Below are 26,810 nucleotides of genomic sequence, written 5' to 3'. Positions count from 1 at the left end.
TTTGGAAAGAGTATGAGGACGCTCGCAACGAGCAGTTTGAGGATTTCAGAAACAGCAAAGCCAGCCTCGACAGAATAAAAACTGAAGGGATGGCAAGGCAACGCAAATGGATGAACGACTTTGAAAGTGGGAGGTTTGCTGAGAATTTCTACCTCATCCCCACCGCCGAAGTCCCGCTCACCAATCTTGTGCGCGAGGAGATCACCGCGCATGAAAAACTGCCGCTGCGCTACACCGCGCTGACGCCGTGCTTCCGTTCGGAAGCGGGCTCGGCCGGGCGCGACACGCGCGGCATGCTGCGCCAGCACCAGTTCTACAAGGTCGAGCTGGTGTCGATCACCGATCAGGAATCATCGCTCGCCGAGCACGAGCGGATGACGCAATGCGCCGAGGAAGTGCTGAAGCGGCTCGGCCTGCCGTTCCGCACCATGACGCTGTGCACCGGCGACATGGGCTTTGGCGCGCGCAAGACCTACGACATCGAGGTCTGGCTGCCAGGCCAGAACGCCTATCGCGAAATCTCGTCCTGCTCGGTGTGCGGCGATTTCCAGGCGCGCCGCATGGACGCCCGCTACAAGGACAAGGACGGCAAGGGCAACCGCTTCGTCCACACGCTCAACGGTTCGGGCACCGCGGTTGGGCGCGCGCTCATAGCCGTCATCGAAAACTACCAGAACGAGGATGGCAGCGTAACCATTCCTGAAGTGCTGCGACGTTACATGGGCGGTCTGGAAAAGATCGAATCGAAATAATGCGCATCCTCCTGACCAATGACGACGGCATTCATGCCGAGGGCCTGGCGTCGCTAGAACGCGTCGCGCGCACGCTGTCCGACGATGTCTGGGTGGTGGCGCCGGAGCAGGACCAGTCGGGCTACGCGCATTCGCTGTCGATCTCGGAACCGCTGCGGCTGCGCAAGATCGGCGAGAAGCACTTTGCCGTGCGCGGCACGCCGACCGATTGCGTCATCATGGGCGTCAAGAAGATCCTGCCCGGCGCACCCGACCTGATCCTGTCCGGCATCAATTCCGGCGCCAACATCGCCGACGACGTCACCTATTCCGGCACCGTCGCCGGCGCCATGGAAGGCGCGCTGCTCGGCATCCGCTCGATCGCACTCAGCCAGGGCTACAGCTATGTCGGCGAGGATCGCGTCGTCCCTTATGAGACGACCGAAGCGCTGGCGCCGGCATTGCTGAAGAAGCTGGTCGCAACGCCGCTGCCGGACGGCGTTTTGCTCAACGTCAATTTTCCGAACTGCCTACCCGAAGAGGTCGCCGGGACGGTGGTCACATCGCAAGGCAAGTTGGTGCACAGCCTGTGGGTCGACGAGCGCCGCGACGGGCGCGGCCTGCCTTATTACTGGCTGCGTTTCGGCCGCGAGCCGGTCGAAGGCAAGCAAGGCACCGACCTTTACGCTCTCCGCAACAGGCTGGTGTCGGTGACGCCATTGCAGCTCGACCTCACCGCGCATGAAATCCGCGACCAACTGAGCAAGGCGCTTGCATGAACCAGGGGATCGATGACCGCGAAGGCTTTGCCGCCTTTCTGCTGCGCCTGCGCGGCCGGGGGACGGTGCCGAAGGCATTGATCGCGGCCTTCGAGGCGACGCCGCGGCGCGGCTTCCTGGCGGCCCAATTCCATCAGATCGCCTGGTCGGACCGCATGCTGCCGATCGAATGCGGCGAGGCGATCGAAGGCGCCGACATGCAGGCGGCGGTGATCGCCGCACTCGCCATCGAGCAGGGCAATCGCGTGCTCGAGATCGGGACCGGCTCCGGCTATACCTCGGCGGTGATGTCGCGGCTGGCGGCGCGGGTCGTCACCACCGATCGCTACAAGACGCTCGTCGAGCAGGCCAGGCAGCGCTTCGAGGCGCTCGGTATCGGCAATGTCATCGTGCGCCACGCCGATGGTTCCGGTGGGCTGCCGAATGAAGGGCCGTTCGATCGCATCGTCGCATGGGCGGCCTTCGACAGCCTGCCGCGCTTCCTGCTCGACCAATTGTCGAGCGGCGGCATCGTCATCGCCCCGATCGGACCCGAAGAGGGCGAGCAGGTGCTGGCCAAGCTGACCAAGGTCGGCAGCCGGTTCGAGCGTGAGGACATCGGCCTTGTCCGCTTGCAGCCTATCCTGCGCAGCGTGGCGGCCGTCATCTAGGGGCGCTGATATTCAGGTGGTGCCGGTCTGCAAACGGCAGCGTCCTGCGCAAAACTACGCTCCGCTCCGGTTCTCGGAACCCAGCGTTTTCGACTCGGCCTGACCTGAATCTCAACACCGCTCCGCGCCTTGTAATATTTTAAGAAAAATTGCGTCGAATTCCATGGGGTTAACCGTCGAGTAACATTAACGCGCTTTAATCATGCCTAGTTTGTACCGGGTATGTGCGGGTTAGTGCGATGCAACTCAGTGTTTTGAAGACAAACGGACGCAACCTGCTGCGAGGTTGCGCTGTCCTCATGGTCGCCGGTGCTGCGGCGGGGTGCAGTTCCCAGGTTTCGCGATTCAATGGCGTCGACGACGTCTTTACATCCTCGACCAACAATCAGCGCACCATCATCAACAAGCAGGATGCCGTACAGCAGCCCTATCCGGGTGATGTCGCGGCCGCTCCCATCGATGGCAGCCACACACAGTCGGTCAGCCGCTCCAGCCTCGATCCGGTTTCGACGCGGCCATTGCCGCCGCCCGTTGCCCAGGCGCAGCCGGCTCCCGCACTGGCGCCCGCCGCGAAGCCGATGCGCACCGCTTTGGCTCCGGCACCGCATGTCGACAGGACCACGACCGGCACCGTCGCTCCGGCCGCATCGCCCTTCAAGGTTGCCCAGCCCGATGAACCCCGCGTGGCGCCCTCTGGTAAGCCGCATGCAACCGAGATTGTCGTTCGGGACGGCGAAACGATCGGCGGCCTGGCGCAACGTTACAAGGTGCCGTCCGACGTGATCATGAAGGTCAACGGGCTGAGCGCGACCAAGGGGCTGAAGACCGGCCAGAAGCTGATCATCCCGGCCTATGCCTATTCGAGCAAGGGCGAGCCGAAAGTCGCCGATGCCAAGCCGGCGAAAGACGGCAAGCACGACCAGCCGGCCACGGCACCCGAAAAGGTCGCGGTGCTGCCGCAGCAACCGAAGCTGAAGGAGGGCAAGTCCGCCGCTCAGGTCGACACCTCAGCCGCCGCAAACCAGCCCAAGGAGCCCAAGCCGCAGATTGCCGCGGCCAAGGCGACCAACGCGGCTGGGACCTACACGGTCCAGTCGGGCGATACGCTTTCGTCGATTGCCAGGAAGACCGGCGTCGGCGTCGTTGCGATCAAGCAGGCGAACGGCATGCAGGATGGATTGCTCAAGATCGGCCAGACCTTGAAGGTGCCGGCCGGTGGGACCGCGACCGTCGCCAGCGCCAAGCCGGCCAAGATCGATCCGGTGACCACGGCCACCACCCAGCCCGCCACAAAGGCCACGCCGTCGGACACGCTGGCGTCCTACACGCCGCCGAAGAAAGATTCGAAAGTCATCCAGCAGGCCGAGGACGACGACGCCGTCGCGCCTGACGCCACCGGCATCGGCAAGATGCGCTGGCCGGTGCGCGGCCGCGTGATTTCCGGGTTCGGGTCGGGCAAGGACGGCGTCGACATCGCCGTGCCGACAGGAACGCCGGTCAAGGCGGCCGAGAATGGCGTCGTCATCTATGCCGGCGACGGCCTCAAGGAATTCGGCAACACGGTGCTGGTGCGCCACGAGAATGGCCTGGTCACCGTCTACGGCCACGCCAGCTCGATCGAGGTGCAGCGCGGCCAGAAGGTCAAGCGCGGCCAGGAAATCGCGCTGTCGGGCATGAGCGGAACGACGGACTCGCCGAAGCTGCACTTCGAAGTGCGCAAGAATTCGGCCCCGGTCGATCCGTCCGGCTATCTCGAATAGTCGGGGACTATCTCGAATAGAAGAAAAAAAGCAATTTGCGGGACGTCTGACCTCCAGTCCGCCCGCCGGCTCAGCCCGCTCCGCAAGGGGCGGGCTTTTTCAGTTGGTTGCGGGCAGATCAATCCTTGAGCGGCTTGCCGAGCCGTCCGGCCAGGTCCTGGGTGAACTGCCAGGCGACTCGGCCCGAGCGGCTGCCGCGTGTCGTTGCCCACTCAAGCGCTTCGGCGCGCAACTGCTCGGGATTCATGTCCAAGCCATGATGGCGGACATAGCCGTCGATCATGTCGAGATACTCGTCCTGCGAACATTTGTGGAAGCCGAGCCACAGGCCGAAACGGTCGGACAGCGAGACCTTTTCCTCGACCGCCTCGGACGGGTTGATGGCGGTCGAGCGCTCATTGTCGATCATGTCACGCGGCAACAGGTGCCGGCGGTTCGAGGTGGCGTAGAAGATCACATTGGCCGGGCGGCCCTCGACGCCGCCTTCGAGCGCTGCCTTCAGCGACTTGTAAGAGGTGTCATCGTGGTCGAAGGAGAGGTCGTCGCAAAACAGGATGAAGCGGAAGGGGGCCGCCTTCAGCAAGCCCATCAGCTTCGGCAGCGTGTCGATGTCCTCACGGTGGATTTCGATCAGCTTCAACGGCAGGTCGGACTTGGCCTTGGCGTTGATCTCCGCATGCACGGCCTTGACCAGCGACGATTTGCCCATGCCACGCGCGCCCCACAACAACACGTTGTTGGCTGGATAGCCGGCGGCGAAGCGTTCGGTGTTGTCGACGAGGATGTCGCGGACGCGGTCGACGCCACGGATCAGGCCGATGTCGACGCGGTTGACCTTGCGCACCGGCTCCAGATAGCCCGGATCGGCCTGCCAGACGAAGCAATCGGCCTCGCCGAGGTCGGTTTGGGGCACCGGCGGTGCGGCGAGGCGGCTCACCGCCTCGATCAGCCGGTCGAGTTTCTGGTTCAAGGCTTCAATGCTGCTGTCGGTCATGTCGGTCTTTTGTTTTCTCGTTTTTGACGTGCGGGAGCGTGAGCCTGCCCGATTGCGTCGGGTTCGAAACCGGTTGCAACCTTTTGTTCGAGCGGGATCTTTTCGCAAAACCGGCTCGCGCTTTTCGCGATCATGCTCTAACACGGCTCAACAGGCCGGAAAAGCAGCCGATTTGGCTGGCCGCGCAGTTGCATTGACAACTTTACCGACTATATTCCGGCCAAATTTCAAGGGGCCGCCAAATTACGGTTTGGCGGCTGTTTTCCAATTCAGGAGTACCTCGATGTTCGTGACACCGGCATACGCCCAAGGTATCGGCGCCTCTCCCGACATGTTCATCAGCATTTTGCCGTTTGTCCTGATTTTCGTGATCATGTATTTTCTGATCATCCGGCCGCAGCGCACGCAGCTGAAGAAGCGCGGCGAGATGCTGGCGGCGGTCCGTCGGGGCGATACGGTCGTCACCGGCGGTGGTTTCGTCGGCAAGGTGACCAAGGTGATCGACGATAACGAGCTCGAGATCGACCTCGGCGGCGGCACCAAGGTGACCGCGCTGCGTTCGACTATCGCCGATGTGCGCGTCAAGGGCGAGCCGGTGGCCAACCAGAACGCCAAGAAATAATCCAATTTTAGGCGGAACGATCCGCCAGCATGCCCTGACGGACGACGCCATATGCTGTATTTTTCGCGCTTCAAGATGATCCTGATCTGGGTGGCCGTGGCCATCACAGTGATCCTCGCCGCGCCCAATCTCATTCCCGCAAGCACCTTGGCCAAGCTTCCCGACTGGGTGCCGAAGCGGCAGATGACGCTCGGCCTCGACCTGCAGGGCGGCTCGCACATCCTGCTGGAGATGAATCAGAACGATCTGATCAAGGACCGGCTGGAGACGACGCGCGACGAAATCCGCACGCTGCTGCGCGACGCCAAGATCGGCTATACCGGCCTTGCCGGCACGGGGCGGACCTTGCAGGTCCGCATCACCGATCCCGCTCAGCTCGATGCCGCCAAGACAGCACTGAAGACGCTGACCGATCCGGTCGCTGCCGGCCTGTTCACCGGCGGCTCCATCCAGGAAATGACGCTGGACGATTCCGAGCCCGGCCTGCTCAAGTTCAACGTCACCGACGCCGGGGTCAAATACCGCACATCGACGGCGCTGACGCAGTCGATCGAGGTGGTCGAGCGCCGCGTCAACGAACTCGGCACGACCGAACCCATCGTGCAGCGGCAGGGCGACGACCGTATCCTTGTCCAGGTGCCGGGTCTCCAGGACCCGCAGCGGCTGAAGGAGATACTCGGCCAGACCGCCAAGCTGACCTTCCAGATGGTCGACCAGTCGATGCCGGTGCAGGACGCGCTCAATGGCCGTCCGCCTGCCGGCTCCTCGGTCCTCTATTCGCAGGACGATCCGCCGGTCCCGTATCTGATCGAGAACCGCGTCATCGTTTCGGGTGAAAACCTCGTCGATGCGCAGGCGACATACAATTCGCAGAACAATGAGCCGGTGGTCTCCTTCCGCTTCGATTCGAAGGGTGCCGCGCGTTTCGGTCAGGCGACCTCACAGAATGTCGGCAAGTTGTTCGCCATCATCCTCGACAACCAGGTGATTTCGGCGCCGCAAATCCGCGAGCCGATCTTGGGCGGCACCGGCCAGATTTCCGGCAATTTCACCGCCCAGAGCGCCAACGACCTCGCCGTGCTGCTGCGCGCCGGCGCATTGCCCGCGACGCTGACGGTGATCGAAGAGCGTACGGTTGGCCCGGGTCTCGGTCAGGATTCGATTCATGCCGGCAAGGTCGCCGGCATCATCGGTTCGATCCTGGTCGTCGTGTTCATGTTCGTTGCCTATGGATTGCTCGGCTTCCTCGCCAACATCGCGCTGGCGGTGCACGTGGCGATGATCGTCGGGCTGCTGTCGCTGCTCGGCGCGACGCTGACCTTGCCAGGTATCGCCGGTATCGTGCTGACCATCGGCATGGCGGTCGATTCCAACGTGCTGATCTACGAGCGTATCCGCGAGGAGCGGCGTGCCGGCCGCTCGGTGATCCAGGCGATCGACACCGGTTTTACCAAGGCGCTGGCGACTATTGTCGATTCCAACATCACCTCGCTGATAGCGACCGTGGTGCTGTTCTATCTCGGTACCGGACCGGTGAAGGGCTTTGCCATCACGTATGCGATCGGCATCCTGACGACCGTCTTCACCGCGTTCACCTTCACCCGTCTGCTGGTCTCGATCTGGCTGCGCCGTGCTCGCCCGAAGGAATTGCCGCGCGCGCCGGTGACCTTCGTCCCGCCCGGCACGAAAATTCCGTTCATGGGCATCCGTCGCTGGACGTTCACACTGTCAAGCGCGCTGTCGATCCTGTCGGTTGTGATGTTCATGACCGTCGGCATCAACTACGGCATCGACTTCAAGGGCGGTTCGCTGATCGAGGTTCAGGCCAAGAGCGGCAATGCCGACCTCGCAGACCTCCGCGCGCGGCTGACCGAACTCAACATCGGTGAGGTGCAAGTCCAGCAGTTCGGTACGCCGAATGACGTGTTGATCCGTGTCGGGACGCAGGATGGCGGCGAGAATGCCGAGCAGACCGTCATCGACAAGGTGCGCGGCGAACTGCAGGACAATTATGACTTTCGCCGCGTCGAAGTGGTGGGGCCGACCGTCTCGGGCGAGCTTGCCAAGCAAGGCACGATCGCCATGCTGATCGCGCTGCTCGGTATTCTGATCTATGTCTGGTTCCGCTTCGAATGGCAGTTCGCGGTCGGCGCCATCGTGGCGACGGTGCACGATGTGGTCATGACACTTGGCTTCTTCGTCATCTCCGGGCTCGAATTCAACCAGTCATCGCTGGCGGCGATCCTGACCATCATCGGCTATTCGCTGAACGATACGATCGTGGTCTATGACCGTGTTCGAGAGGATCTGCGAAAATACAAGCGGATGCCGCTGCCGCAACTCTTGAACAACGCCATCAACGAGACGCTGTCGAGAACGACGCTGACCTCGGTGACGACGATCCTGGCGTTGCTGGCACTGGTGCTCTTCGGCGGCGAGGTGATCCGCTCGTTCACCATGGCGATGCTGTTCGGCGTCGTCTTCGGCACCTATTCGTCGATCTTCATCGCAGCACCGCTGCTGATCCTGTTCAAGCTGCGGCCGCAAGCTACGGCCGACGAGGAGAAGCCGGCCGGCGGCGGCAAGGCGGTCGCGACCTGACGCGCCGCCCCGAAGGGGTGACAAAACGGTGACCAGCAAAGGCATCGTCATCCGCGAGGCGCATTTTCCCGGTCGAGCGCCGATCGAAGCCTACGGCAATGGCGGGTTCCGCTTTGCCGACATGTCGCATCGCGGCTCGCTGCTCTGCCTGCCATCCGGCATCCATGGCTGGGAACCGGCGGATCCTCTGGAGCTGACGGTAGCGGATTTCGACAAGCTGCTGGCGCAAGCCGACAGGATCGAGATCCTGCTGGTCGGCATGGGCAGGGGTCTCAGGCCATTGCCCGCCGCACTGCGGGCCGCGCTGAAGGCGGCCGGCATTGCGTCCGACCCGATGTCGACCGGTGCAGCGGTACGGACCTACAATGTCCTTCTGGCGGAAGAGCGCGCCGTGGCCGCCGCGCTCATCGCCGTCGACTGAGATGTCCCAGAATGCCAAAATTGTCATGGACGCGGTGCGCGCCGCCGATCACGACCGCTATCTGACCGCCCTTTACGCGCCGGCGGACAAGCGCGACGCGCTGTTTTCGCTCTATGCCTTCAATGCCGAGATCGCAGGCATCCGCGATCGCATCCATGAAGCGTTGCCGGGCGAGGTGCGCCTGCAATGGTGGCGCGATGTCATTGCCGCCGGCGGGGAAGCGGGCGCCGGCCACCCCATAGCCGAAGCCTTGAATGCCACCATAGCGACATTCAATCTGCCGAAGCCGGCCTTCGAGAACATGCTCGATGCGCGCATCTTCGACCTCTACGACGACCCGATGCCGTCGCGCACCGATCTGGAGGGCTATTGCGGCGAGACGGCCGCGGCGCTCATCCAGCTTGCGGCGATGCTGCTCGACCCCGGCGAGGCGCCACGCTTTGCCGAACTGGCGGGCAGGGCGGGCTGCGCGCAGGCGATGACCGGCCTGTTGCTGTTATTGCCGCTGCACCGCAAACGCGGGCAGTGTTTTATCCCGGCCGATATCCTTGCCGCGGCGGGATCGTCGCCGGCAGAGTTCGTCACTGCCGACGGTGGTCCTGGCGCCAAACGCGCGGTGGCGGCGATGATGGCGCTGGCGCGGGAGCATCTCACCGCCTTTGAGCAAGGCGCTGCGGCGTTGCCGGTCTCGCTGCGCCCGGCATTTCTGCCGCTGGCCCTGTCGCGCGCCTACCTCACGAAAATGGAGCGCGGCTCGCCGCTCGACGGCGTGGCGCGGCTGTCGGCCTTGCGCCGGCATTGGCTGTTGTTGCGTCGCGCGAGCAAGGGCTGGCCAGCACTTTGACGTAAACGTCAATCATGCCGGAGGTGAGCGCGAACGCCTAAGGTCCACTCAGGGAGGAAGCTGGCTACTCAGCGGCTTCGGCTGTTTGCGCCGCCAATCCCAGCCATTGCCGGCAATCGGCGCGTGCGCGCGATGTGATGGCGTGGCGCTTGGCGACGGTTTTGTCCTTGCCGCGCATGCGTTTGCCCTCGGTCTTCGGCGCCTCCACGGGCGGGAACAGGCCGAAATTGACATTCATCGGCTGGAAGGAGCGTTTTCCAGGTTCGTCATCCGAAACGATGTGGCCACCGGTGATGTGGTTGAGCAGCGCGCCGAACGCCGTGGTGAGCGGCGGCAGCGATGGTGCATGGCCGAGCCTCTCGGCGGCAGCGAAGCGCCCGGCGAGCAGGCCGATCGCGGCGCTTTCGACATAGCCTTCGCAGCCGGTGATCTGGCCGGCGAAGCGCAGGCCGGGGCGCGACTTCAGCTGCAGCGAAGCGTCGAGCAAGGTCGGCGAGTTGATGTAGGTGTTGCGATGCAGGCCGCCGAGGCGGGCGAAATCGGCGGTTTCGAGACCCGGAATGGTGCGGAACACGCGCACCTGCTCGGCATGCTTCAGCTTGGTCTGGAAACCGACCATATTGTAGAGCGTGCCCAGTGCATTGTCCTGCCGTAGCTGGACGACGGCATAGGCCTTCACCGTCGGATTGTGCGCATTGGTCAGCCCCATCGGCTTCATCGGCCCGTAGCGCAGCGTCTCGACGCCGCGCTCGGCCATGATCTCGATCGGCAGGCAGCCGTCGAAATAGGGCGTGCCTTCCCATTGCTTGAATTCAGTCTTCTGGCCATCGACCAGCGCTTGCACGAAGGCAAGGTACTGGTCCTTGTCCATCGGACAATTGATGTAGTCCTTGCCGGTGCCGCCGGGTCCGACCTTGTCGTAGCGCGACTGGAACCAGCAAATATCCATGTCGATCGTGTCGAAATGGACGATCGGCGCGATGGCGTCGAAGAAAGCCAGCGCATCGGCGCCGGTCGCTTCCGCAATCGACTGGGCAAGCGATGGCGCGGTCAGCGGACCGGTGGCGACGATTGCCTGGTCCCAATCCGCCGGTGGCAGGCCCGGCACTTCCTCGCGCTGGATGGTGATCAGCGGGTGCGCTTCGAGTTTTTTCGTTACCGCGTCTGCGAATCCGTCGCGGTCTACGGCAAGCGCACCACCGGCAGGTACCTGGTTGGCATCGCCGGCGCTCATGATCAGCGAGCCGGCCAGCCGCATTTCGGCGTGCAACAGGCCGACGGCGTTGTTTTCGGCGTCGTCGGAGCGGAAGGAATTGGAGCAGACCAGCTCGGCCAGGCTATCGGTCTTGTGTGCATCGGTGCCGCGAACGGGCCGCATTTCATGCAGGATGACGGGAACGCCAGCCTGTGCTGCCTGCCAGGCGGCTTCGGAACCGGCGAGGCCGCCGCCGATGATGTGGATGGGATTTTTGCTCATGAGCGCCGGAATAATCGCTTGATGCGGCGATTGCAATTGCCGTGCGTGGTGCGGGGCAAACAACAGCTCAGGGAAGCAACCTCTGAATACAACAACACCCGCCGGGGAGGAGGTCCGGCGGGTGTCGTTTTTGGGGTCGACCCTCGGGAGGAGGTGAAGGCCGACCGTATTCGTCATTGCCGGGGAGGAGGTCGGCTTTGACGAAATCTCTTTCGCTGTTTTTACGAGGGGCGAAACCTCTGGGGCAAAATTCGTTTTTGCCCCGGGGAAACAGCGCCCGCCGCGGGAGGAGGTGCGGCGGGCGCCGTTTTGATGGCCAACCTTCGGGAGGAGGTGAAGGTCGGGCCTATTCGTCATTGCCGGGGAGGAGGTCGGCTTTGACGAAATCTCTTTCGCAGTTTGAAAAGGAGCGAAACCTTTTGGGCAAAATTCGTTTTGCTGCGGGGAAACAACGCCCGCCGCGGGAGGAGGTGCGGCGGGCGCCGTTTTGGTGGTCAACCCTCGGGAGGAGGTGAAGGTTGACCGGATTCGTCAGGGTCGGGGAGGAGGTCGACCCTGGCGAAATTCTGGTTAGATCGCCCGGCGGGCGATGACTTTGATTTCGTCGCGGACGATACCGAGGTCATGCAGCTGGCGGTTCGAAAGGCGACCCAGCTCGGTAACCGTCTCGCGATAAACGCGCCAGTTACGATAGTTGCGGATCAGGTTCATTGTCGTTCTCTTTTTCAAAACTGGTTCGGACCATTCGCGGTCCGAAGAGTTAGACCGCCTTGCGAGCGACGTAAGGAATGTCGCTGCGGCTGATGCCGAGGTCGGTCAGTTCACGGTTGCTCAGGCGGCTCAGCTCGGACACGGTGTCCCTGTAGCGGCGCCAGTTGCGGTAGTTGCGGATCAGGTTCATGGTAGTTCTCGTTTCGTCTTTCTTGCGGATCATTCCGTTTGTGTACGAACCATAGATAGGCGGGCCTATATCGATTTAAAAGCGCTATGGCTGCATGGCAGCAATGCAAATTGTGCAATGCAGCATTAACGCGCGTTCACGGACCTGACACAAAGAAACCCGAATCGGAAAATGCCGTTGCGTTAACGGTTTGGCCGGGTCGGCTGAAAAAAAGACCAAACCGGGGGAGAAGTGGCATGGCGAGTTATTCGTCGCGGGTCAGGGCGGATATCGCGCGGTGGCGGCAAGCCGGGCTGATCGACGCCACCATTGCCGAATCCCTGGCGCGCGATGTCGAGGCCAACGAGCGCAAGTCGTTCAGCTTCGGCTCGATCCTGGCGATGATGGCTGCCTTGTTGTTCGGCGCCGCCATCCTGATTTTCGTCGCCGCCAACTGGGACGCGATCCCGCGGCTGGCGCGCGTGGCGGCACTGTTCGTGGTCATCCTTGGCGGCTACGTCGGTGGCGCGCTGTTGAAGACCCGCGACCATGCGGCGATTGGCGAGGCGCTGTGGATCGTGGCGGCGGCGGCTTTCGGCGGCTCGATCGCACTGATCAGCCAGATGTATCATCTGTCCGGCGACGAGGCATCGGCCCTGATCACCTGGGGCGCCGGCACGGCGTTGGCGGCGGTGGCGCTGCGTTCGAACCCGCTGACGGTGGCTTCTGTCGGCATCGCCGATGCCTGGCTGTTTCTGAAGGGCTTCGATTACTACAGCCGCAGCGAATTTCCGCATGCCTTCGTCCCCATGGCGATCGTGCTGTTTGCCGTCTCGTTCTGGACCCGCAGCCAGCCGGCGCGGCACCTGATCATCCTGTCGGTGCTGTTCTATCTGGTGCTGCTGGTCTCCAACCACGATACGCTGCAGGTGGCGATCCCGCTGGTCGTCGTCGCGGCGCTGCTGTTTGCGGCTTCTGTCTTCGCGCCGGGCCCGGTCGACAGGATCGTGCAGCTTGGCGGCCGTTTGCCCTTGCACGCGTTGCTCGGCTTCCTCACCGGCCTGGCGATGATCCAGTTCGAACTGGCCGACGAGAGCAGCTACAACAGCGGTTTCGCCATCGCTTCGGTAGTCGCGCTTGCCGGCATCGTCGCGGCAATCGTGCTGGCAGGACGGGAGAGCCGTGGGTTGCGCTGGCTTGCCTATGCCGGCTTCGCCTTCGAACTCGCCATCATCTATGTGGTGACCTTGCAATCGATGCTCGATACGGCCGGCTTCTTCCTGGCCGCCGCGGTGCTGCTCGGCATCCTTGCGCTGGTCATCATTCGCGTGGAAAAGCGCATGAAGGGCCCAATCACCACGGGAGCCACGGCATGATCGCCGGGAAAAGACTTGTTATCTCGGCGCTGGTGCTGGCGCTTGTCCAGATAGGCTTCCTGAGCTGGATCATCGCCGGCCGAGCGGCGATCCTGCGCAACGGCAAGGAAGTGCTGCTGAAGATCGAGCCCGTCGATCCGCGCGACCTCCTGCGCGGCGACTACATTATCCTCGGCTACGAGATTTCGCGGATACCGGTGAAAATGATCGCTGACATTCCGGCCGACAAATTATCCAGCGACGATACGTCGATTGTCGTCCGGTTGAAGAAGGGCGCCGACGGCTATTGGCAGCCGACGACAGCCTGGTTCGGCAAGGCGCCAACGCCGGCCGCCGCCGACGAGGCTGACATATCCGGCCATGTCGCCGAGGGCTGGGATCTTCGGGGCGAAGCGATGACCATCGCGCCGGACTACGGCATTGAGCGCTTCTATCTGCCGGAAGGCGAGGGGATGGCGATCCAGAACGACATGCGGGTGCGTCCGTTCGGCATCCGCCTCGCGCTCGCCGGCGACGGCACCGCGCAGATCAAGGCGCTGGTGGACGGCGACAAGACGCTGTTCGAGGAACCGCTTTATTAATGTCCTTGTTTGCCGTGGTGTGAAGCATGCCAGTTACCTTGTCGACGCGTGAGGAGATCAACCTCGACACTGTTTTCCGCGTCGCCTGGAAGAAGGACACGGTGGAGATCGGCGAGAAGGCCCTGCGGCGCATCGCCGAATGCCGTGCCTCGTTCCTCAAGCTGATTGAAACCGATCCGCCACCAGTCATCTATGGCGTCACCACCGCCATGGGGGAGCTGGCGAGCCGCAGGCTCGAACTCGATGAGCGGGACCGCCATGCGCGCATCAAGGCGTTCGCCGCCGCGACCTCGTTCGGTGACCCGCTGCCGGAGCGAGTGGTCCGGGCGATCGTGCTTGCCCGCCTGACGAACTTCGTCGAGGGCAACGCCGCCACCACGCCGCGCATCGCGCTTGCCGTGGCCGCAATGCTCGATGGCCGCCCGATGCCGATGGTGCCGGTTTCCGGCCAGGGCGGCGCCGGCGAAATCCTGGCGCTCTATCCGCTGTTTGCCGAGCTTTCGACGCGCTTCGACCTGGAGGTCAAGGAACGCGGCTCGCTGATCAACGGCTCGCCCTGCGCCGCTGCTCTGGTGGCCGACGCAGCGCTCGCGGCACGCCGCCGTATCGGGATGGCCCAAAAAGTATTCGCGCTGTCGATCGAAGCGTTTCGCGCCCCGCTCGAGCACTACGATACGGCCCTCGACACGCTTTGGGGTGATGAACATGAAGCGGCGGCCCTCCAGGGGTTGCGGGAGTTTCTGGTCGGCGCCGGCGATGGGCGGCGCAACTATCAGGCGCCGGTCAGCTACCGCATCGTGCCGCGCGTGCTCGGCCAGGCGCATCGAGCGCTGTCGGCGGCGGAGCGAGCGGCCACGGTGTCGCTGGCTTCCATATCGGACAATCCGGTCTACATCCCTCCCGACGACGCACATCCGCTCGGCCGCTGCATCAGCACCGGCGGCTATCACAATGCCATGGCGACGCCGGCACTGGACGATCTGGCGGCGATATGGGCCGATATCTGCCTGCTCTGCGACCGCCACGCCTCAAAACTCCTCAACGGCAAGGTGTCGCTGCTGCCCGATCTCCTGATGACCGGACGGCACTCGGCCGACAGCGACGGCCACGGCAATGTCGGCTACGTGCCGATGGCGATCACCGGCTATCTCGAGCAGGCCAAGCTGGCGGCACAGCGCACCTTCATCCCTGGAACGGAATCGGCCGGTGCTGGACAGGACGATGTCGCCACGACGGCGTTCTTCGCCTGGACCAAGGAAGCGACCGCCGGCCGCTGCGTCGATGCCGCCATGGCGATGCTGGCGATGATGGCCTCGCAGGCGCTGCACGTCACCGAACGCGCGCCGCCGCCGGCACTGCGGTCATTCGTCGATGAAATCAGAAATATCGTGCCGCCTGTCGGCGACGATCGCGTGCTGGGGCCGGAGCTGGCAAAGCTGGCCGAGTGGTTCACGGGGAGAGCGTTCGCGGCGTAGATGCAGATGCCGCGCGGGTAAAATCGCTACGCGGCGAAGCAAAACCGTACCATGCCTCGCGGCAGTCAGCCGTTGAACTTGTCAGGGAACTGTTTGGCGATACCGTCCGTCAGCATGTCAGCGAACTTCAACATATGAACGTGGCCTTCGTCATAGGACTTGATATCCGCCGCCCAATCCTTTTTCAGCCGGCCAACGACCTCGCCGGTCGTCAGCTCCAGATGCTTGTGCAGCATTTCCTTCAGGTCTTGTTCGGACCAGTTCGAATTGGCCTTGCTGAGAAATATGGCAATGTCGTCAGCATTGCCCGTCCATTTCTTCTGAGCCGCCGCGAGCTTGTTTTTGCTGCCTGATTTGGCCGCTTTGACCACGTCCGTTGCAATCTTGATGTGGTCCTTCAACAGCATCGCCAGTTTTTGACCTGCCGCATCACCGTAGTAAGGTTTTACTGCGTCGCCGATGTCATCCTGGTTCCGCAGAAGGCGCTTGGCAACCTCATCTGAATCCGGAAGGCCAGTGCGCTGATAATGTAATTGCGCGTATAAGTGATATGATCCTCCCAAAGCTTTCGCATTGCCGATCGAACGTCTCCCGCCGATTGCGGTTCATCAGCGCGAGCGGAGGTGAGGGGTAATGGTCCAGCCGAAATAAACACTGCTGTGACCGCGAAAAAGAGTACTAGGCGCCTATTCATGCCCCTATCTCCCGAAGGATGTACCGCTGTCATTAACATTAGCCGTAGCTAAAAAGTTCCGAGTCGAAACGAAAATGCCGAGTTTTGCGATTGGTACGAAACCGTACATCGCATTGAATCCAGCGTCTGACGGATTAGAATCCCCAATGTCACAGGGCGAGGGTAGTGGGCATCGGTGATTGAGTGCGGTTGTGCTCCCGCCCGTGGATGGGAGGCTCGCATCATGGATCAGGATCTTGAACTTTGCCGCGTGTCGGCGCTCGACAGCGACATCCTGCGAAGCGCTTTCCATAAAGCAATCATCGAAGAGAATATCCCTGAAGATCGATGGCAGGAATTTGCTTTGCTGATGATCCGTGAATTCACCGGCGTTGCGACGGTCGATCCCGACTTGCTGGAGTGGATTGTAAGGAAATAGGCGGCAAAGCCTTGCCGCCCCACGCTGTATGCGCGGGATGGGCCAAGGCTGCACGTTTCACGCGAAGAGTGGCCTGCCACCGGAATCTCGAAGAGCGAAGGGTGGTGCGGATGAAGGGACTCGAACCCCCACGCCTTTCGGCACTGGAACCTAAATCCAGGGCGTCTACCAGTTCCGCCACATCCGCATGAACCGGCAATCCCATGTAGCCATCATTCTGTCAATGTCAGAGACGAGATGTTGGGTTAGGACCAAAATGTTGGTTATTCGCCGAAATGCGAAGACTGTTGAAAATTAGCCTCGCCTGTGACAAAAGGCGTGTCAAATGTGACGGGACGCGACGATCCGCTTCTACAGAATGTGATAAGAAGTAGGAAAAACAAGAACTTATTCACATTTTGGAACGCAGTTTGGGAGAGTTTGAGCCGTATTTTCGGTCAAATCGCCAGGTTCCGTACCAAAAGCCATTCCCGGCAAGAATATACCGGCAGGCTGTAAACGGCAGAGGCCGTGCAGTCTCATTGGTGAAAACAAAGGTTTTACGATGCAGGTCACCGAAACGCTCAACTCCGGTCTCAAGCGCGAGATCAAGATCACCGTGCCGGCCGGTGACATGGAAGCCAAGCTGATGGCGCGGCTTTCGGATGCCAGGAACAAGGTCCGCATCAACGGTTTCCGTCCCGGCAAGGTGCCGGTGCAGCACCTGCGCAAGGTCTACGGCAAGTCGTTCATGGCGGAAGTGGTCAATGAGATCCTCAACGATTCGACCCGTTCGATCATCACCGGGCGCGGCGAAAAGGCTGCCATGCAGCCCGAAGTCATCATGACCGAGGACGAGAAGGAAGCCGAGAAGATCCTGGCCGGCGGCGCCGATTTCGAGTTCCGCCTCAACTACGAGATCATTCCGGCGATCGAGATCAAGGACTTTTCCGACATCAAGGTGACACGCCAGGTATTCGACGTGCCGGATACCGAGATCGACGAGCAGGTCCAGCGCGTTGCTGAATCGGCGCGCAGCTACGAGCCGAAGACCGGCAAGGCCGCCATTGGCGACCGCGTCTCCATCGATTATGTCGGCAAGATCGACGGCGAGGCCTTCAGCGGCGGCGCCGGCACCGATCAGCCGCTGGTGCTGGGCTCGAAGGAGTTCATCCCCGGCTTCGAGGATCAGCTTGTCGGCGCCAAGGCTGGTGACGAAAAGCAGGTCACCGTGACCTTCCCGGAAAACTACCAGGCGGCGCATCTTGCCGGCAAGGAAGCGACCTTCGACGTCACCGTCAAGGAAGTGTCCCAGCCCGGCGCGCTCGAAATCAACGACGAGACCGCCAAGAACCTCGGCCTGGAGTCGCTGGAGCGCCTGCGCGACGTCGTGCGCGGCCAGATCGAGAACCAGTTCGGCGCCATGACGCGCCAGAAGGTCAAGCGCCAGCTGCTCGACCAACTCGACGCGTCCTACTCGTTCGAGGCTCCGTCGAAGCTCGTCGAGGCCGAGTTCAACAACATCTGGGCGCAGGTCAATCGCGACCTGGAAGCGGCCGGACGCACTTTCGCCGATGAAGAGACGACGGAAGAAGAGGCACGTGCCGAGTATCTGCGTCTCGCCGAGCGCCGCGTGCGCCTCGGCCTGGTGCTGGCTGAAATCGGCGAGAAGGCCGGCGTCACCGTATCGGACGAAGAGCTGCAGCGCGGCCTGTTCGAGCAGGTGCGCCGCTATCCGGGCAACCAGCAGCAGGAAGTCTTCGAATTCTACCGCAACAACCCGGAAGCGTTGAACACGCTGCGGGCGCCGATGTTCGAGGAGAAGGTGGTCGATCATCTGCTCGGCCAGATTTCGGTTACCGACGTCAAGGTCAGCAAGGAAGAGCTGATGGCCGACGACGAGGAGGACGAAACCGCCGTCAAGGCGAAGCCGGCGAAGAAAGCCGCCGCCAAGAAGGCCGACGAGAAGAAGGCCGACGACGCCGAAGAGCCCAAGAAGAAGGCCGCGCCGAAGAAGAAGGCCGCCAAGGACGCCGAATAACACCAGCATTTCACTGGAACAGGAGAAGGCCGCCCTCGAGGCGGCCTTTTTCGTTGCCAAACTGCAACAGCCGGTGCGCTTTGCGCACGACGGCCTGTGGCGACCAAGCTTTGATCATTATCTGCGCTTCTATTGCAGCCGCTTGGGTTGTTGGAGGACGTGTTGAGGCTATTCGTCGAAGTGGGGCACGCTGCCGCGGTTGCGTTGATCCTGGTCTCGGTCTGCGGCATTGCCCGTGCCGAAGCCGTGCTTGACAATTGGCGGTTCGAAACGGGCGAGGACGGCCTCGTCACAGCCTCGCTCTATGCCACCAACAAGCTGATCACCGGTGGCGGTGCCTTGAGCTACAGCCCGATCCTGACGATTGCCTGCCGGGCAAACGGCGAGCCGCATTGGACCGAATGGCTGCAACTGAATGACGGTGTCTCGGCCAGCCGCAAGATCACCATGTCGGTCACGCTCGACCAGGGTAGCAAGTTCGATGAGAGCTGGTCGGTCGGGCCGCGCGGCAGGATGCTGGTGCGCGATGGCGCCGATGGCATCAGGCGCCTTGTTGCCGCGAACCGGCTCCAGCTTTCGTGGCGCTTCGGGCTGCTGTCGGGACGCGGCGAGGCCGATTTCAACCTCGCCGGGTTCGGTGAAGCGGTTAACCAGGTGGCCGGCAGCTGCAACACCGATCCGCCGTGACCGGAGCGCGGGCCAAAGCGGCACGACTTGCTCAGGCGCTCACCTTTTGGAACTCACCACTCAGATCAGCAGCAGGCCCTTCATGCTGGAATAGCCTTTTCGCCCGATGATGATGTGGTCATGCACGGCGACGCCCAGCCGCTTGCCGGCGTCGATGATTTCCTTTGTCATCTCGATATCGGCGCGTGATGGTGTTGGATCGCCTGACGGATGATTATGCACCAGGATAATGGCGGTCGCCGAGAGCTCGAGCGCGCGCTTGATCACTTCTCGCGGGTAGACAGGCGTGTGGTCGACGGTGCCTGTCTGCTGCACCTCATCGGCGATCAGCGCGTTCTTCTTGTCGAGGAACAGGATGCGGAACTGCTCGCGCGCCTCGAATGCCATTGCTGAGCGGCAATAGTCGAGAAGCTGCTGCCAGGACGAGAGGATCTCGCGGCCGTGGACCTCGCCGCGTGCCATACGCTGCGCCGTTGCGGTAACGATTTTCAGGTCGAGTGCCACCGCAGGGCCGATGCCCTTGACCTCCTGCAGCAGGCCCACCGGGGCGCCAAGCACTTCGGCCAGCGTGCCGAAGCGTGCCAGCAGCGCCTTGGCCGCCGGTTTGGTGTCGGCACGAGGGATCAGTCGAAAGAGCAGAAGTTCCAGAAGTTCGTAGTCGGGCAGGGCATCCGCACCCGCCAAGGCAAAGCGCTCGCGCAAGCGGTCGCGATGGCCGAGGTAATGCGGCTTTTCGTCGAGCGTCGCCTTGGCTTTCGCCGCAGGCCGCATCGGCGCTTCGGAGAAGAAACTCCGCTCGTCGTCGTCGCTTGTGTTCCCCATACCCCGCCCACATTGCTCCAGCGCAGACATTAGAGCTGTTCTGGCCTGGATTGAAACAGTTCTGTTCTCCGATCGCGAGACGATCCACGGCAGATCGTGCAAGCTCCGCTGTCAGTCTGTGGCTTCCCTATACGGCAAGATGAAACCACGATTGCGCAACAAAACTTAACATCACTTAACGCATGCGGCCACTTTCACCTGACATGGTGACGCCATCGGAGGCTCATTGCCTCGCTATACTGGAGCACGCATGTTCGCCAAAATTGACTCTGGACTATTTGCCGGCCGGGCATCTCTTGCGGCCATGGCAATCCTGTTTTCAACGCATTCGGAGGGCGCGCTGGCGGCAGACGCCATTGCGGTGAATTCCGATGATTTTACCCTGCCGCCCGAGCCTTCCCGTTTCGCGCGCTTCGAACAGAAACTGTCCGACTGGCATGTCGTGCTCGGCGGCGGCGCCATCATCGTCCCCAAATACGAGGGCAGCAATGAGTTCAAGATCATGCCGGTGCCTTTCGTCACGGCGACATTCCTCGACACGGTGACGATCGACCCCACAGGTGCCAACATCGCCGTTTATGAACAAGGACCGTTCGCGTTCAGCGGGCGGCTTGGCTATGAGATGGGCCGCAAGGAAGACGACTCCGACCATCTGCGCGGCTTGGGGGATGTCGACATGGGCGCGACGGTCGGCGTGAAGGCAGCGGCGAAGTTCGGTCCGGCCGAAATATTCGCGCAGCTGGACAAGACCATCGGCGGCAGCGATGGCCTGGAGGGCAGGGTGGGGATCGAGGTGACCCGGCCTCTGTCTCAATCGTTGATGATCGGCGCCAGCGCGTCCGTCGTCTTTGCCGACGAAAATTACATGCAGGCCTATTTTGGCGTCACGGCCGAACAATCGGCTCGCTCCGGGCTGGCGCGCTATGATGCCGGCGCCGGTTTGAAGCGTGCCGATTTTTCGATTTCCGCCACATATATGCTCGACGAGAACTGGATGGTGCGCGGCGAAGCGGGGGTCGGCGTTCTCTTGGGTGACGCTGCCGACAGCCCCGTTGTCGTCGAAAAGATCCAGCCTTCAGGGATGCTTCTCGTCGGATATCGGTTCTGACGCCTACCAGGCATCAATGCAGGCTAGACAAATTCCGACATGGCGCAGCAACGGCACCAAAGCGATTTGAGCGCCGAATCCAGATCGGCGAAGCAAGGTTCGCGTATCCTCATAGTCGAAGACGATATCGAGATCGCGCGCATGCTGGGCGAGACGCTCACCGACAACGGCATGATCGTGGAAATTGCCGAGAGCGGCGTCCAGATGAACGCCGCGCTTCGCAACCAGAAATTCGATCTCATCGTGCTGGATGTCATGCTGCCGGGTGAAAACGGTCTCAATATCTGCCGCCGCCTTCGTGCCGGAACCAACATTCCGATCCTGATGCTGACCGCGCTCGGTGAGGAAATCGACCGCATCTTCGGGCTGGAAATCGGCGCGGACGACTATGTGACGAAACCGTTCAGCGCGCGCGAACTGACGGCCAGGATACGGGCGCTGCTGCGCCGTACAGCCTATGCTCCAGACGAGCGGGACTGGTCGAAGGTGCTTCGTTTCAACGGCTGGCGCCTCGATCCCATACGCCGGCAATTGCATGACCCCAACAATGCGCGGGTTACGACCACGACGCATGAATTCGACCTGTTGCTTGCGTTTTGTCGCAATGCGGGCCGGGTTCTCTCGCGCGAGGAACTTCTGGGCGTAACCCATGCCGGGCTCGCAGGGCCGATCGAGCGTAGCGTCGATGTCCATATCAGCCGGATCCGCAGGAAGATCGAAAAGGACGCGCGCGATCCGGTGCTTTTGAGGACCGTTCGGTTGGGTGGCTACATCTTTACCGCGACGGTGGAGGAAGCATGAAGGGTTTCATCCGCCTTTTCTTGCCACAGTCCGTGCGTGGGCAGTTTGTGGCGATCATTTTCATGGCGGTGATCGTGATCATGTTCGTCGGTTCGGTCGTCGAGAGTTTCATAGAGAATGTCGACCTTCCCGCCGTGGAAGATAACGCAAGGCGTGCGGCCGTTGTTGCTGCCTTGTTGCAAGAAACGCCGGCGGAGGCGCGTGGCGCAATTCTGGCGACAGCAAAGCGGGCCGGCTTTGATTTCGAGATATTGCCCAAGGACCAGATACGCGGCATTCCCCAGTCCTATCTGCAATGGCGAAGTATCGAATGGCTTTTGCGTATCGACAGGGGGACGGTTGACGGACGCTGGATAAGGATCGGCGGCCGATACGCGTTTGTCATCGACCTGGACCAGCGGGACGTCCTGGCCCATTTCGGCATGCCCGATTCCTGGCTGACATCGGGCCTCGTCCGTGCCTCGTTCTATAGGTTCATGGCTTTCGTCGCCTTGCCGGTGCTGATCTGGCTGTTTGCGGTTTGGGCCGTGACGGATCCGTTGAAGCGCATCTCGGCGGCAGTCGGTTCAGCCGAGATTGAGAATAGCGACCAGCTCTTCGTCGAACACGGCTCCATTGAAATGGTAGGGCTGGCGCGCGCCCTGAACAGGATGAGGACGCGCATCCGCACGATGATCGAAAACCGCACGCGCATGTTGCGCAGCGTCAGTCATGATCTGCGCACGCCTTTGACGCGGCTGCGGCTTCGCGCCGAGCGCATGGATGATGGCCCAATCCGAACCGCAATCCTGTCCGATGTCCAGCACATCGAAATCCTGATCGACGAGACCCTAACCTATCTGCGCAACGATGTTTCGACGGAGAAGCTGCAGCGCGCCGACATTGCCAGCGTTCTGCAAACCGTCTGCGCCGAATTCTCCGATGTCGGATTTCCTGTCTCATACTCTGGGCCGGACCGGCTCCTGGGCTGGTGCAAGCCCAATGCATTGGCGCGTGCGATCGCCAATCTTTGCGACAACGGGGTCAAATTCGCTGGCAATGTCACGGTCGCCTTGACAGCGACCGGCACGGCGGCGCGCATCACGGTAGGGGACGACGGGCCGGGTATTCCAATGACGGCACGTGCTCGTGTTTTCGAACCATTCTTCAAGGAAGATGCGTCGCGCGGCATTGCATCGAAGCATGGCTTCGGTCTGGGCCTCTCGATCGTTGCCGACATCGTCCAGGGTCACGGCGGCAGGATCGAATTGCAGGATAACCAGCCCAGCGGACTGGTCGTCACCATCGACCTGCCGAATGCCGCGGATGTGCAGTCGGCATAGACGGCCTCCGCCGGGCAAGATGCGCTCTAAGCCGGCAGGCCCGGACGGTCGAGCTTTTTTGGCGACAGCGTGAAAATCTCGCAACCGGTGTCGGTGACGCCGATCGTGTGCTCGTATTGCGCCGACAGCGAGCGGTCGCGCGTCACCGCGGTCCAGCCGTCCGACAGAACCTTCACGTGCGGCCGGCCGAGATTGATCATCGGCTCGACGGTGAAGATCATGCCGGGCCGCATCTCGACGCCCTCATTGGCACTGCCATAGTGCAGGATGTTCGGCGCATCATGGAAAAGCTGGCCGACGCCGTGGCCGCAGAAGTCGCGCACCACAGAGCAGCGCTCGCCCTCGGCATAGGTCTGGATGGCAGCACCGATGGCGCCGGTGCGGGCGCCGGGCCTGATCGCCGCAATACCACGCATCAGGCATTCATGCGTGACTTCGAGCAGGCGCTCGGCGGCGCGCTTGATCGTGCCGACTGGATACATGCGCGAGGAATCGCCGTGCCAGCCGTCGAGGATGTAGGTGACGTCGATGTTGACGATGTCGCCATCCTTGAGCGGCTTGTTGTCGGGGATGCCATGGCAGACGACATGATTGATCGAGGTGCAGGACGATTTCGTGTAGCCGCGATAGTTGAGTGTCGCCGGCAGCGCGCCATGGTCCATGCCGAATTCAAAGACGAAGCGGTCGATGGCTTCGGTGGTGACGCCGGGCTCGACCATCGGCACCAGCTCGTCGAGGCAGCGCGCGGTGAGATCGCATGCCTTGCGCATGCCAGCAAAGCCTTCCTCGCCATAGAGGCGGATCTGGCCGGTGTTTCTGAGTGGTGCCGTGGCTGCGTCGAGATAGGTGACCATTTTGTCCGTGTAGGCGATAGGGCCCGGCAGGAGAGCCGATGTGAAGATCTCCCCAGATTTGGCACTTGAGGGCAGAAGGTTCAAGGAAGAACTGCCCAACGCGGCCGCGCTTCGGGAAATTCCTCGTGCATGGGGCGATGTCTAGCCGGTTTTTGCCCGGTTTTCCTTTCTGGTCATCCCAAGTGACGACACATTTCTCGGCCAAAAGCGGTCAAAGCAGCTTTTGACGACGAACGGCGTTGCCGCCCCGGTGACGCCGGTTCGGGAGAAGTGGAATGGACAGACTGCAATTCGAGGTGCCGGTGCGCATCGCACCCGCGCCCGGCCTGCCAGTCGAGGAGATCTACGGGGTCGAACAGGCGCTCGATTTTCTCCAGGACTGGCCGGCGCGCCGTCAAGGCCCGATCTATCAGAAAGCGTTCAACGCCTGCTTTGGCGCCACGGTGGACGTGGTCAAGACCGAGGATGCGTGCCGGGCGTTCATGGCGTTTTGCCGGGCGAGCGGACTGATGGCCAGGGACATGATGACGCCGCGCAGGCGCGGCGGTGGGTCGAGGGCGCTCCAGGCCTGAGGGCTGCCACCGTTTCGCCTTGTCCGATTGCAACGCCAACGATCGCGTTTGAAGGCACGGGGCGATGCGTACCACTGCGCCTGTCTCGTCCCCGACGAACCCGCACCAGGATGCACCAGCGTCAGCCCCGTTAAGCATCCGTTTCCACCTTGCCGGCTACGCCATTGCTTGTTGGCAATGGTTGATTCGTTGCGTCAGTCTCATGGTTCGGAAGATGTCCTCAGAAAAAGTTCGTGCGTTCCCGATCGACCGTCAGGTATTCTTGGTCAGGGAGGTTGCCGCCAAGTTAGGCAATCTGCATGGCGAGACCGCAACCTCCTTCTGGAGGGCCAAGGCGTCGGAGTTGCTGGACCTCGTTGCCGGATCCGGCAGGGACAGAACAGCAGCCGGCGACGAGGTGCGCAGGTTCTTCCTGGCCGTACAGAGAGAGATGTTGGCCGATATGGGTGCGGAGACGATGCCAATTCTTTCCGCTTGAAACAAATTTCGTGGCTATGGGGCAGCGCCGCATGGCTGCATGGGTTCGAGCGGCATGGTATCCGGCTGAACGCATCGCAGGCGGGACGCGCTAAGACGGTCGCTGTCGCCGCCGTGACTTGCTGGCGCCGGCCCCGCACGGCCGCCAAGATACGCGACTATGAAAAAAGCCCGCACCGGCGAACCGGCGCGGGCCACAAGGAGTGTCACGTCAAAGCGTGACTACCCCAAAGCTATCTATTCCGTAGAGCCAGTGATCTCGTCCGATGAGTCATCCGTCGTGTCTGCCGGATCTTCAGTTGCGTTCTTGGCCAAAAGCTTGTCCAGGGCTGCCTGCAGGGACAGCGTGGCCTGCGGTGATGCCGGCGTGGTCGCCACGACGCTGAGCGCCTTTGTCAAACCGCTGGTGGAAGGATCTTTTGCCGCCGTGGATGTCGCAGCTCCATGCCCCTGCGATCCAGCTCCAGCTGAATTCCCGCCGTTGCCGTTCGCACCGCCGTTGCCGTTGCCGCCGCCATTGCCATTGCCGCCAGGACCAGCAAACGCCGAAGAGGCGAGAAGTGTGAGCGCCGCGACCGCTGCGAGCAGATTCGTTCGATTTTTCATGGTCCATCCTTCGAGTCGGCCGTCCCGCTCGATAAATCATGCGACGGCGTCGATGAACCCGCCAGACGGACCTTGGTCCCGGTTTGCCGCGCATAAGTCCTATCGCCAACGCGAGCCGGCCGATTGCCCCATAGCGGGTCATTTGCCGCCGTCTCTGCAATTGCGCTGTTAGCAAACAGTAAACTATCGCCACGCGGGATACGGGCTTTTTTGGTCGTCTTGCTGCCTTCAATGCCCGTCGATCAGCCAACGAACCCCTTCTTTTGGGGGACAATAGATCGCTGACAAAAAATGAACTGAACTTTTTAGCCATTCGTTCACATATGCGTGCTTTCTAATCTACGTCATGGCCTTCAATTGCTTCACCCGGATTCGACTTATCGCAAACGGTATATGCCGGGGCACCGGCGCAAATGTTGCCACGATCTTCGCCCTGACCTTGCCGATCGTTGTCGGCTCCGCCGGCTTCGGTGTCGAGACCTCGTATTGGTACTACAACAGCCTGAGATTGCAGGCGATGGCCGATGCCGCCGCCTATGCTGGCGCGCTCGAACAGATCTCGGGTCCCAACAAGCCGAGCATCGTCGCGGCCGCGACCCAGTCGGCTGCCACGAATGGCCTTGGCTCGGGCACGATCGTCGTCAACACGCCGCCGGCGTCGGGACCGAATACGGCGAAGAAAGCGGTCGAGGTGATCGTCGGCCAGAACCTCGACCGGATGTTCACCTTGATCTTCACGCAGAGCCAGGTTCCCGAACAGGCGAGAGCGGTGGCCCTCATCACCGATGCCTCGAAGTCCTGCTTAACCGCACTCGATCCGACCGCCCCGCAGGCTGTACAGTTTTCCGGCAATACCAGCGTGAATTTCACACACTGCGTCATCATGACCAATTCGAACGCCCCCGACGCCATCAATCTTCAGGGCTCGGCGCACCTCCAGGTCGATTGCCTGATATCAGCGGGCGGCGTCTCTCTCAGCAATCCCGTCACCACCGTCTGCGCGGCCCCGATCACCCAGGCACTGCCTGCCGCCGATCCATTTGCCGACCTGCCAACGCCTGCGGCCAGCAATCCGTGCAAGAATGTTAACGGCAACAAAACGACGCAGACAATCCAGCCCGGGACCTACTGCGGTGGCATGAACCTCAATGGTAATGTCACGCTTTCGCCCGGCGTCTATATCGTCCAGGGCAACTTCAAGATAAACGCCAACGCGGCCATTACCGGCAGCGGAGTGA

27 protein-coding genes, 1 tRNA gene and 1 pseudogene are annotated in these 26,810 nt (G+C 61.9%); 20 read left to right on the top strand and 9 right to left on the bottom strand.

Annotated features, from left to right (window positions below; all coding sequences use genetic code 11):
• Positions 1 to 80 precede the first annotated feature (80 nt).
• From serS to NKH19_RS24555, 4 genes and pseudogenes are all read left to right on the top strand, one after another.
• Positions 81 to 752: pseudogene (serS, locus tag NKH19_RS24570) on the top strand (serine--tRNA ligase); the annotation flags it as partial.
• Positions 752 to 1,510: a 5'/3'-nucleotidase SurE gene (gene surE, locus NKH19_RS24565; RefSeq protein WP_352655206.1), complete on the top strand. Its 759-nt coding sequence runs from the start codon at positions 752 to 754 to the stop codon at positions 1,508 to 1,510. The pseudogene serS and the gene surE, both read left to right, overlap by 1 nt.
• Positions 1,507 to 2,160, top strand: coding sequence for a protein-L-isoaspartate(D-aspartate) O-methyltransferase (locus NKH19_RS24560; protein WP_352871261.1), 654 nt, complete (start codon positions 1,507 to 1,509; stop codon positions 2,158 to 2,160). The genes surE and NKH19_RS24560 overlap by 4 nt, the downstream gene beginning before the upstream one ends.
• Before the next feature lie 239 nt (positions 2,161 to 2,399).
• Positions 2,400 to 3,920: a peptidoglycan DD-metalloendopeptidase family protein gene (locus NKH19_RS24555; protein ID WP_352871259.1), complete on the top strand. Its 1,521-nt coding sequence runs from the start codon at positions 2,400 to 2,402 to the stop codon at positions 3,918 to 3,920.
• A 118-nt stretch (positions 3,921 to 4,038) separates the two neighbouring features.
• Here the strand turns inward: NKH19_RS24555 and NKH19_RS24550 are convergent, their stop codons facing one another.
• On the bottom strand, positions 4,039 to 4,914 hold the full coding sequence (locus tag NKH19_RS24550; protein ID WP_352871257.1) for an ATP-binding protein: 876 nt from the start codon (positions 4,912 to 4,914) through the stop codon (positions 4,039 to 4,041).
• 283 nt (positions 4,915 to 5,197) lie between these two features.
• On the opposite strand from NKH19_RS24550, the gene yajC reads away from it, so the two are divergent.
• From yajC to NKH19_RS24530, 4 genes are read left to right on the top strand one after another with little or no spacing between them, the layout of a single operon-like run.
• Positions 5,198 to 5,536, top strand: a complete 339-nt coding sequence (gene yajC / locus NKH19_RS24545; protein WP_027024896.1) for a preprotein translocase subunit YajC — start codon at positions 5,198 to 5,200, stop codon at positions 5,534 to 5,536.
• 51 nt (positions 5,537 to 5,587) lie between these two features.
• A complete protein-coding gene (gene secDF, locus NKH19_RS24540) occupies positions 5,588 to 8,137 on the top strand; it encodes a protein translocase subunit SecDF (protein WP_352871255.1) in 2,550 nt (849 codons plus the stop codon).
• A 28-nt stretch (positions 8,138 to 8,165) separates the two neighbouring features.
• Positions 8,166 to 8,558 (top strand): Mth938-like domain-containing protein, encoded by a 393-nt coding sequence (locus tag NKH19_RS24535; protein ID WP_352871253.1) that lies wholly within the window; start codon positions 8,166 to 8,168, stop codon positions 8,556 to 8,558.
• 1 nt (position 8,559) lies between these two features.
• Complete coding sequence (locus NKH19_RS24530; RefSeq protein ID WP_352871251.1) at positions 8,560 to 9,402, top strand: phytoene/squalene synthase family protein; 843 nt, start codon at positions 8,560 to 8,562, stop codon at positions 9,400 to 9,402.
• Between the two features lie 64 nt (positions 9,403 to 9,466).
• On the opposite strand, the gene trmFO is transcribed toward NKH19_RS24530, so the two are convergent.
• From trmFO to NKH19_RS24515, 3 genes are all read right to left on the bottom strand, one after another.
• On the bottom strand, positions 9,467 to 10,879 hold the full coding sequence (gene trmFO, locus NKH19_RS24525; RefSeq protein ID WP_352871249.1) for a methylenetetrahydrofolate--tRNA-(uracil(54)-C(5))-methyltransferase (FADH(2)-oxidizing) TrmFO: 1,413 nt from the start codon (positions 10,877 to 10,879) through the stop codon (positions 9,467 to 9,469).
• A 570-nt stretch (positions 10,880 to 11,449) separates the two neighbouring features.
• Complete coding sequence (locus NKH19_RS24520; RefSeq protein WP_023757605.1) at positions 11,450 to 11,590, bottom strand: DUF1127 domain-containing protein; 141 nt, start codon at positions 11,588 to 11,590, stop codon at positions 11,450 to 11,452.
• Positions 11,591 to 11,639: 49 nt separating this feature from the next.
• Positions 11,640 to 11,780, bottom strand: coding sequence for a DUF1127 domain-containing protein (locus tag NKH19_RS24515; protein ID WP_013531315.1), 141 nt, complete (start codon positions 11,778 to 11,780; stop codon positions 11,640 to 11,642).
• 236 nt (positions 11,781 to 12,016) lie between these two features.
• On the opposite strand from NKH19_RS24515, the gene NKH19_RS24510 reads away from it, so the two are divergent.
• The 3 genes from NKH19_RS24510 to NKH19_RS24500 are packed head-to-tail and all read left to right on the top strand — an operon-like array spanning position 12,017 to position 15,191.
• The gene (locus NKH19_RS24510) at positions 12,017 to 13,135 is read left to right on the top strand and encodes a DUF2157 domain-containing protein (protein ID WP_352871246.1); all 1,119 of its coding nucleotides are present in this window, start codon (positions 12,017 to 12,019) and stop codon (positions 13,133 to 13,135) included.
• Positions 13,132 to 13,716 carry a GDYXXLXY domain-containing protein gene (locus NKH19_RS24505; protein WP_352871244.1) on the top strand — a complete coding sequence of 195 codons (585 nt, stop codon included), beginning with the start codon at positions 13,132 to 13,134 and terminating at the stop codon, positions 13,714 to 13,716. Before NKH19_RS24510 ends, NKH19_RS24505 begins: the two co-directional genes overlap by 4 nt.
• Before the next feature lie 26 nt (positions 13,717 to 13,742).
• Positions 13,743 to 15,191: an aromatic amino acid lyase gene (locus tag NKH19_RS24500; RefSeq protein WP_352871243.1), complete on the top strand. Its 1,449-nt coding sequence runs from the start codon at positions 13,743 to 13,745 to the stop codon at positions 15,189 to 15,191.
• A gap of 65 nt (positions 15,192 to 15,256) precedes the next feature.
• Here the strand turns inward: NKH19_RS24500 and NKH19_RS24495 are convergent, their stop codons facing one another.
• Positions 15,257 to 15,754, bottom strand: coding sequence for an acetylglutamate kinase (locus NKH19_RS24495; protein WP_352871242.1), 498 nt, complete (start codon positions 15,752 to 15,754; stop codon positions 15,257 to 15,259).
• Positions 15,755 to 16,108: 354 nt separating this feature from the next.
• On the opposite strand from NKH19_RS24495, the gene NKH19_RS24490 reads away from it, so the two are divergent.
• Complete coding sequence (locus tag NKH19_RS24490) at positions 16,109 to 16,303, top strand: hypothetical protein (RefSeq protein WP_352871241.1); 195 nt, start codon at positions 16,109 to 16,111, stop codon at positions 16,301 to 16,303.
• Between the two features lie 102 nt (positions 16,304 to 16,405).
• On the opposite strand, the gene NKH19_RS24485 is transcribed toward NKH19_RS24490, so the two are convergent.
• Positions 16,406 to 16,490: transfer RNA gene (locus NKH19_RS24485), tRNA-Leu, on the bottom strand.
• A 357-nt stretch (positions 16,491 to 16,847) separates the two neighbouring features.
• On the opposite strand from NKH19_RS24485, the gene tig reads away from it, so the two are divergent.
• Both tig and NKH19_RS24475 read left to right on the top strand, forming a co-directional pair.
• Positions 16,848 to 18,323 carry a trigger factor gene (gene tig, locus NKH19_RS24480; RefSeq protein WP_352871239.1) on the top strand — a complete coding sequence of 492 codons (1,476 nt, stop codon included), beginning with the start codon at positions 16,848 to 16,850 and terminating at the stop codon, positions 18,321 to 18,323.
• 162 nt (positions 18,324 to 18,485) lie between these two features.
• Complete coding sequence (locus NKH19_RS24475; protein ID WP_352871238.1) at positions 18,486 to 19,010, top strand: hypothetical protein; 525 nt, start codon at positions 18,486 to 18,488, stop codon at positions 19,008 to 19,010.
• A 60-nt stretch (positions 19,011 to 19,070) separates the two neighbouring features.
• Here NKH19_RS24475 and radC read toward each other — a convergent pair whose 3' ends face one another.
• The gene (radC, locus tag NKH19_RS24470; protein ID WP_352871237.1) at positions 19,071 to 19,832 is read right to left on the bottom strand and encodes a RadC family protein; all 762 of its coding nucleotides are present in this window, start codon (positions 19,830 to 19,832) and stop codon (positions 19,071 to 19,073) included.
• 250 nt (positions 19,833 to 20,082) lie between these two features.
• On the opposite strand from radC, the gene NKH19_RS24465 reads away from it, so the two are divergent.
• From NKH19_RS24465 to NKH19_RS24455, 3 genes are read left to right on the top strand one after another with little or no spacing between them, the layout of a single operon-like run.
• A complete protein-coding gene (locus NKH19_RS24465; protein WP_352871236.1) occupies positions 20,083 to 20,940 on the top strand; it encodes a MipA/OmpV family protein in 858 nt (285 codons plus the stop codon).
• 39 nt (positions 20,941 to 20,979) lie between these two features.
• Entirely contained in the window at positions 20,980 to 21,741 is a 762-nt protein-coding gene (locus NKH19_RS24460; RefSeq protein WP_352871235.1) for a response regulator, read from the top strand.
• A complete protein-coding gene (locus NKH19_RS24455) occupies positions 21,738 to 23,063 on the top strand; it encodes a HAMP domain-containing sensor histidine kinase (protein ID WP_352871233.1) in 1,326 nt (441 codons plus the stop codon). The genes NKH19_RS24460 and NKH19_RS24455 overlap by 4 nt, the downstream gene beginning before the upstream one ends.
• Positions 23,064 to 23,089: 26 nt before the next feature.
• On the opposite strand, the gene map is transcribed toward NKH19_RS24455, so the two are convergent.
• On the bottom strand, positions 23,090 to 23,917 hold the full coding sequence (map, locus tag NKH19_RS24450) for a type I methionyl aminopeptidase (RefSeq protein WP_352871232.1): 828 nt from the start codon (positions 23,915 to 23,917) through the stop codon (positions 23,090 to 23,092).
• A gap of 275 nt (positions 23,918 to 24,192) precedes the next feature.
• On the opposite strand from map, the gene NKH19_RS24445 reads away from it, so the two are divergent.
• Together NKH19_RS24445 and NKH19_RS24440 are read left to right on the top strand one after the other, a co-directional pair.
• The gene (locus NKH19_RS24445; protein WP_352871230.1) at positions 24,193 to 24,489 is read left to right on the top strand and encodes a DUF982 domain-containing protein; all 297 of its coding nucleotides are present in this window, start codon (positions 24,193 to 24,195) and stop codon (positions 24,487 to 24,489) included.
• A 64-nt stretch (positions 24,490 to 24,553) separates the two neighbouring features.
• Positions 24,554 to 24,967: a DUF6074 family protein gene (locus tag NKH19_RS24440; RefSeq protein ID WP_352871229.1), complete on the top strand. Its 414-nt coding sequence runs from the start codon at positions 24,554 to 24,556 to the stop codon at positions 24,965 to 24,967.
• 236 nt (positions 24,968 to 25,203) lie between these two features.
• Here the strand turns inward: NKH19_RS24440 and NKH19_RS24435 are convergent, their stop codons facing one another.
• Complete coding sequence (locus NKH19_RS24435) at positions 25,204 to 25,572, bottom strand: hypothetical protein (protein ID WP_352871228.1); 369 nt, start codon at positions 25,570 to 25,572, stop codon at positions 25,204 to 25,206.
• A gap of 346 nt (positions 25,573 to 25,918) precedes the next feature.
• Here NKH19_RS24435 and NKH19_RS24430 point away from each other — a divergent pair.
• Positions 25,919 to 26,810: pilus assembly protein TadG-related protein (locus tag NKH19_RS24430; protein WP_352871226.1), on the top strand; the 892-nt coding region annotated here is incomplete at its 3' end.

Source organism: Mesorhizobium sp. M1338, assembly GCF_040318045.1.
In the GTDB taxonomy this organism is placed as follows: domain Bacteria; phylum Pseudomonadota; class Alphaproteobacteria; order Rhizobiales; family Rhizobiaceae; genus Mesorhizobium.
This window is presented reverse-complemented; position numbering and strand designations above follow the sequence as displayed.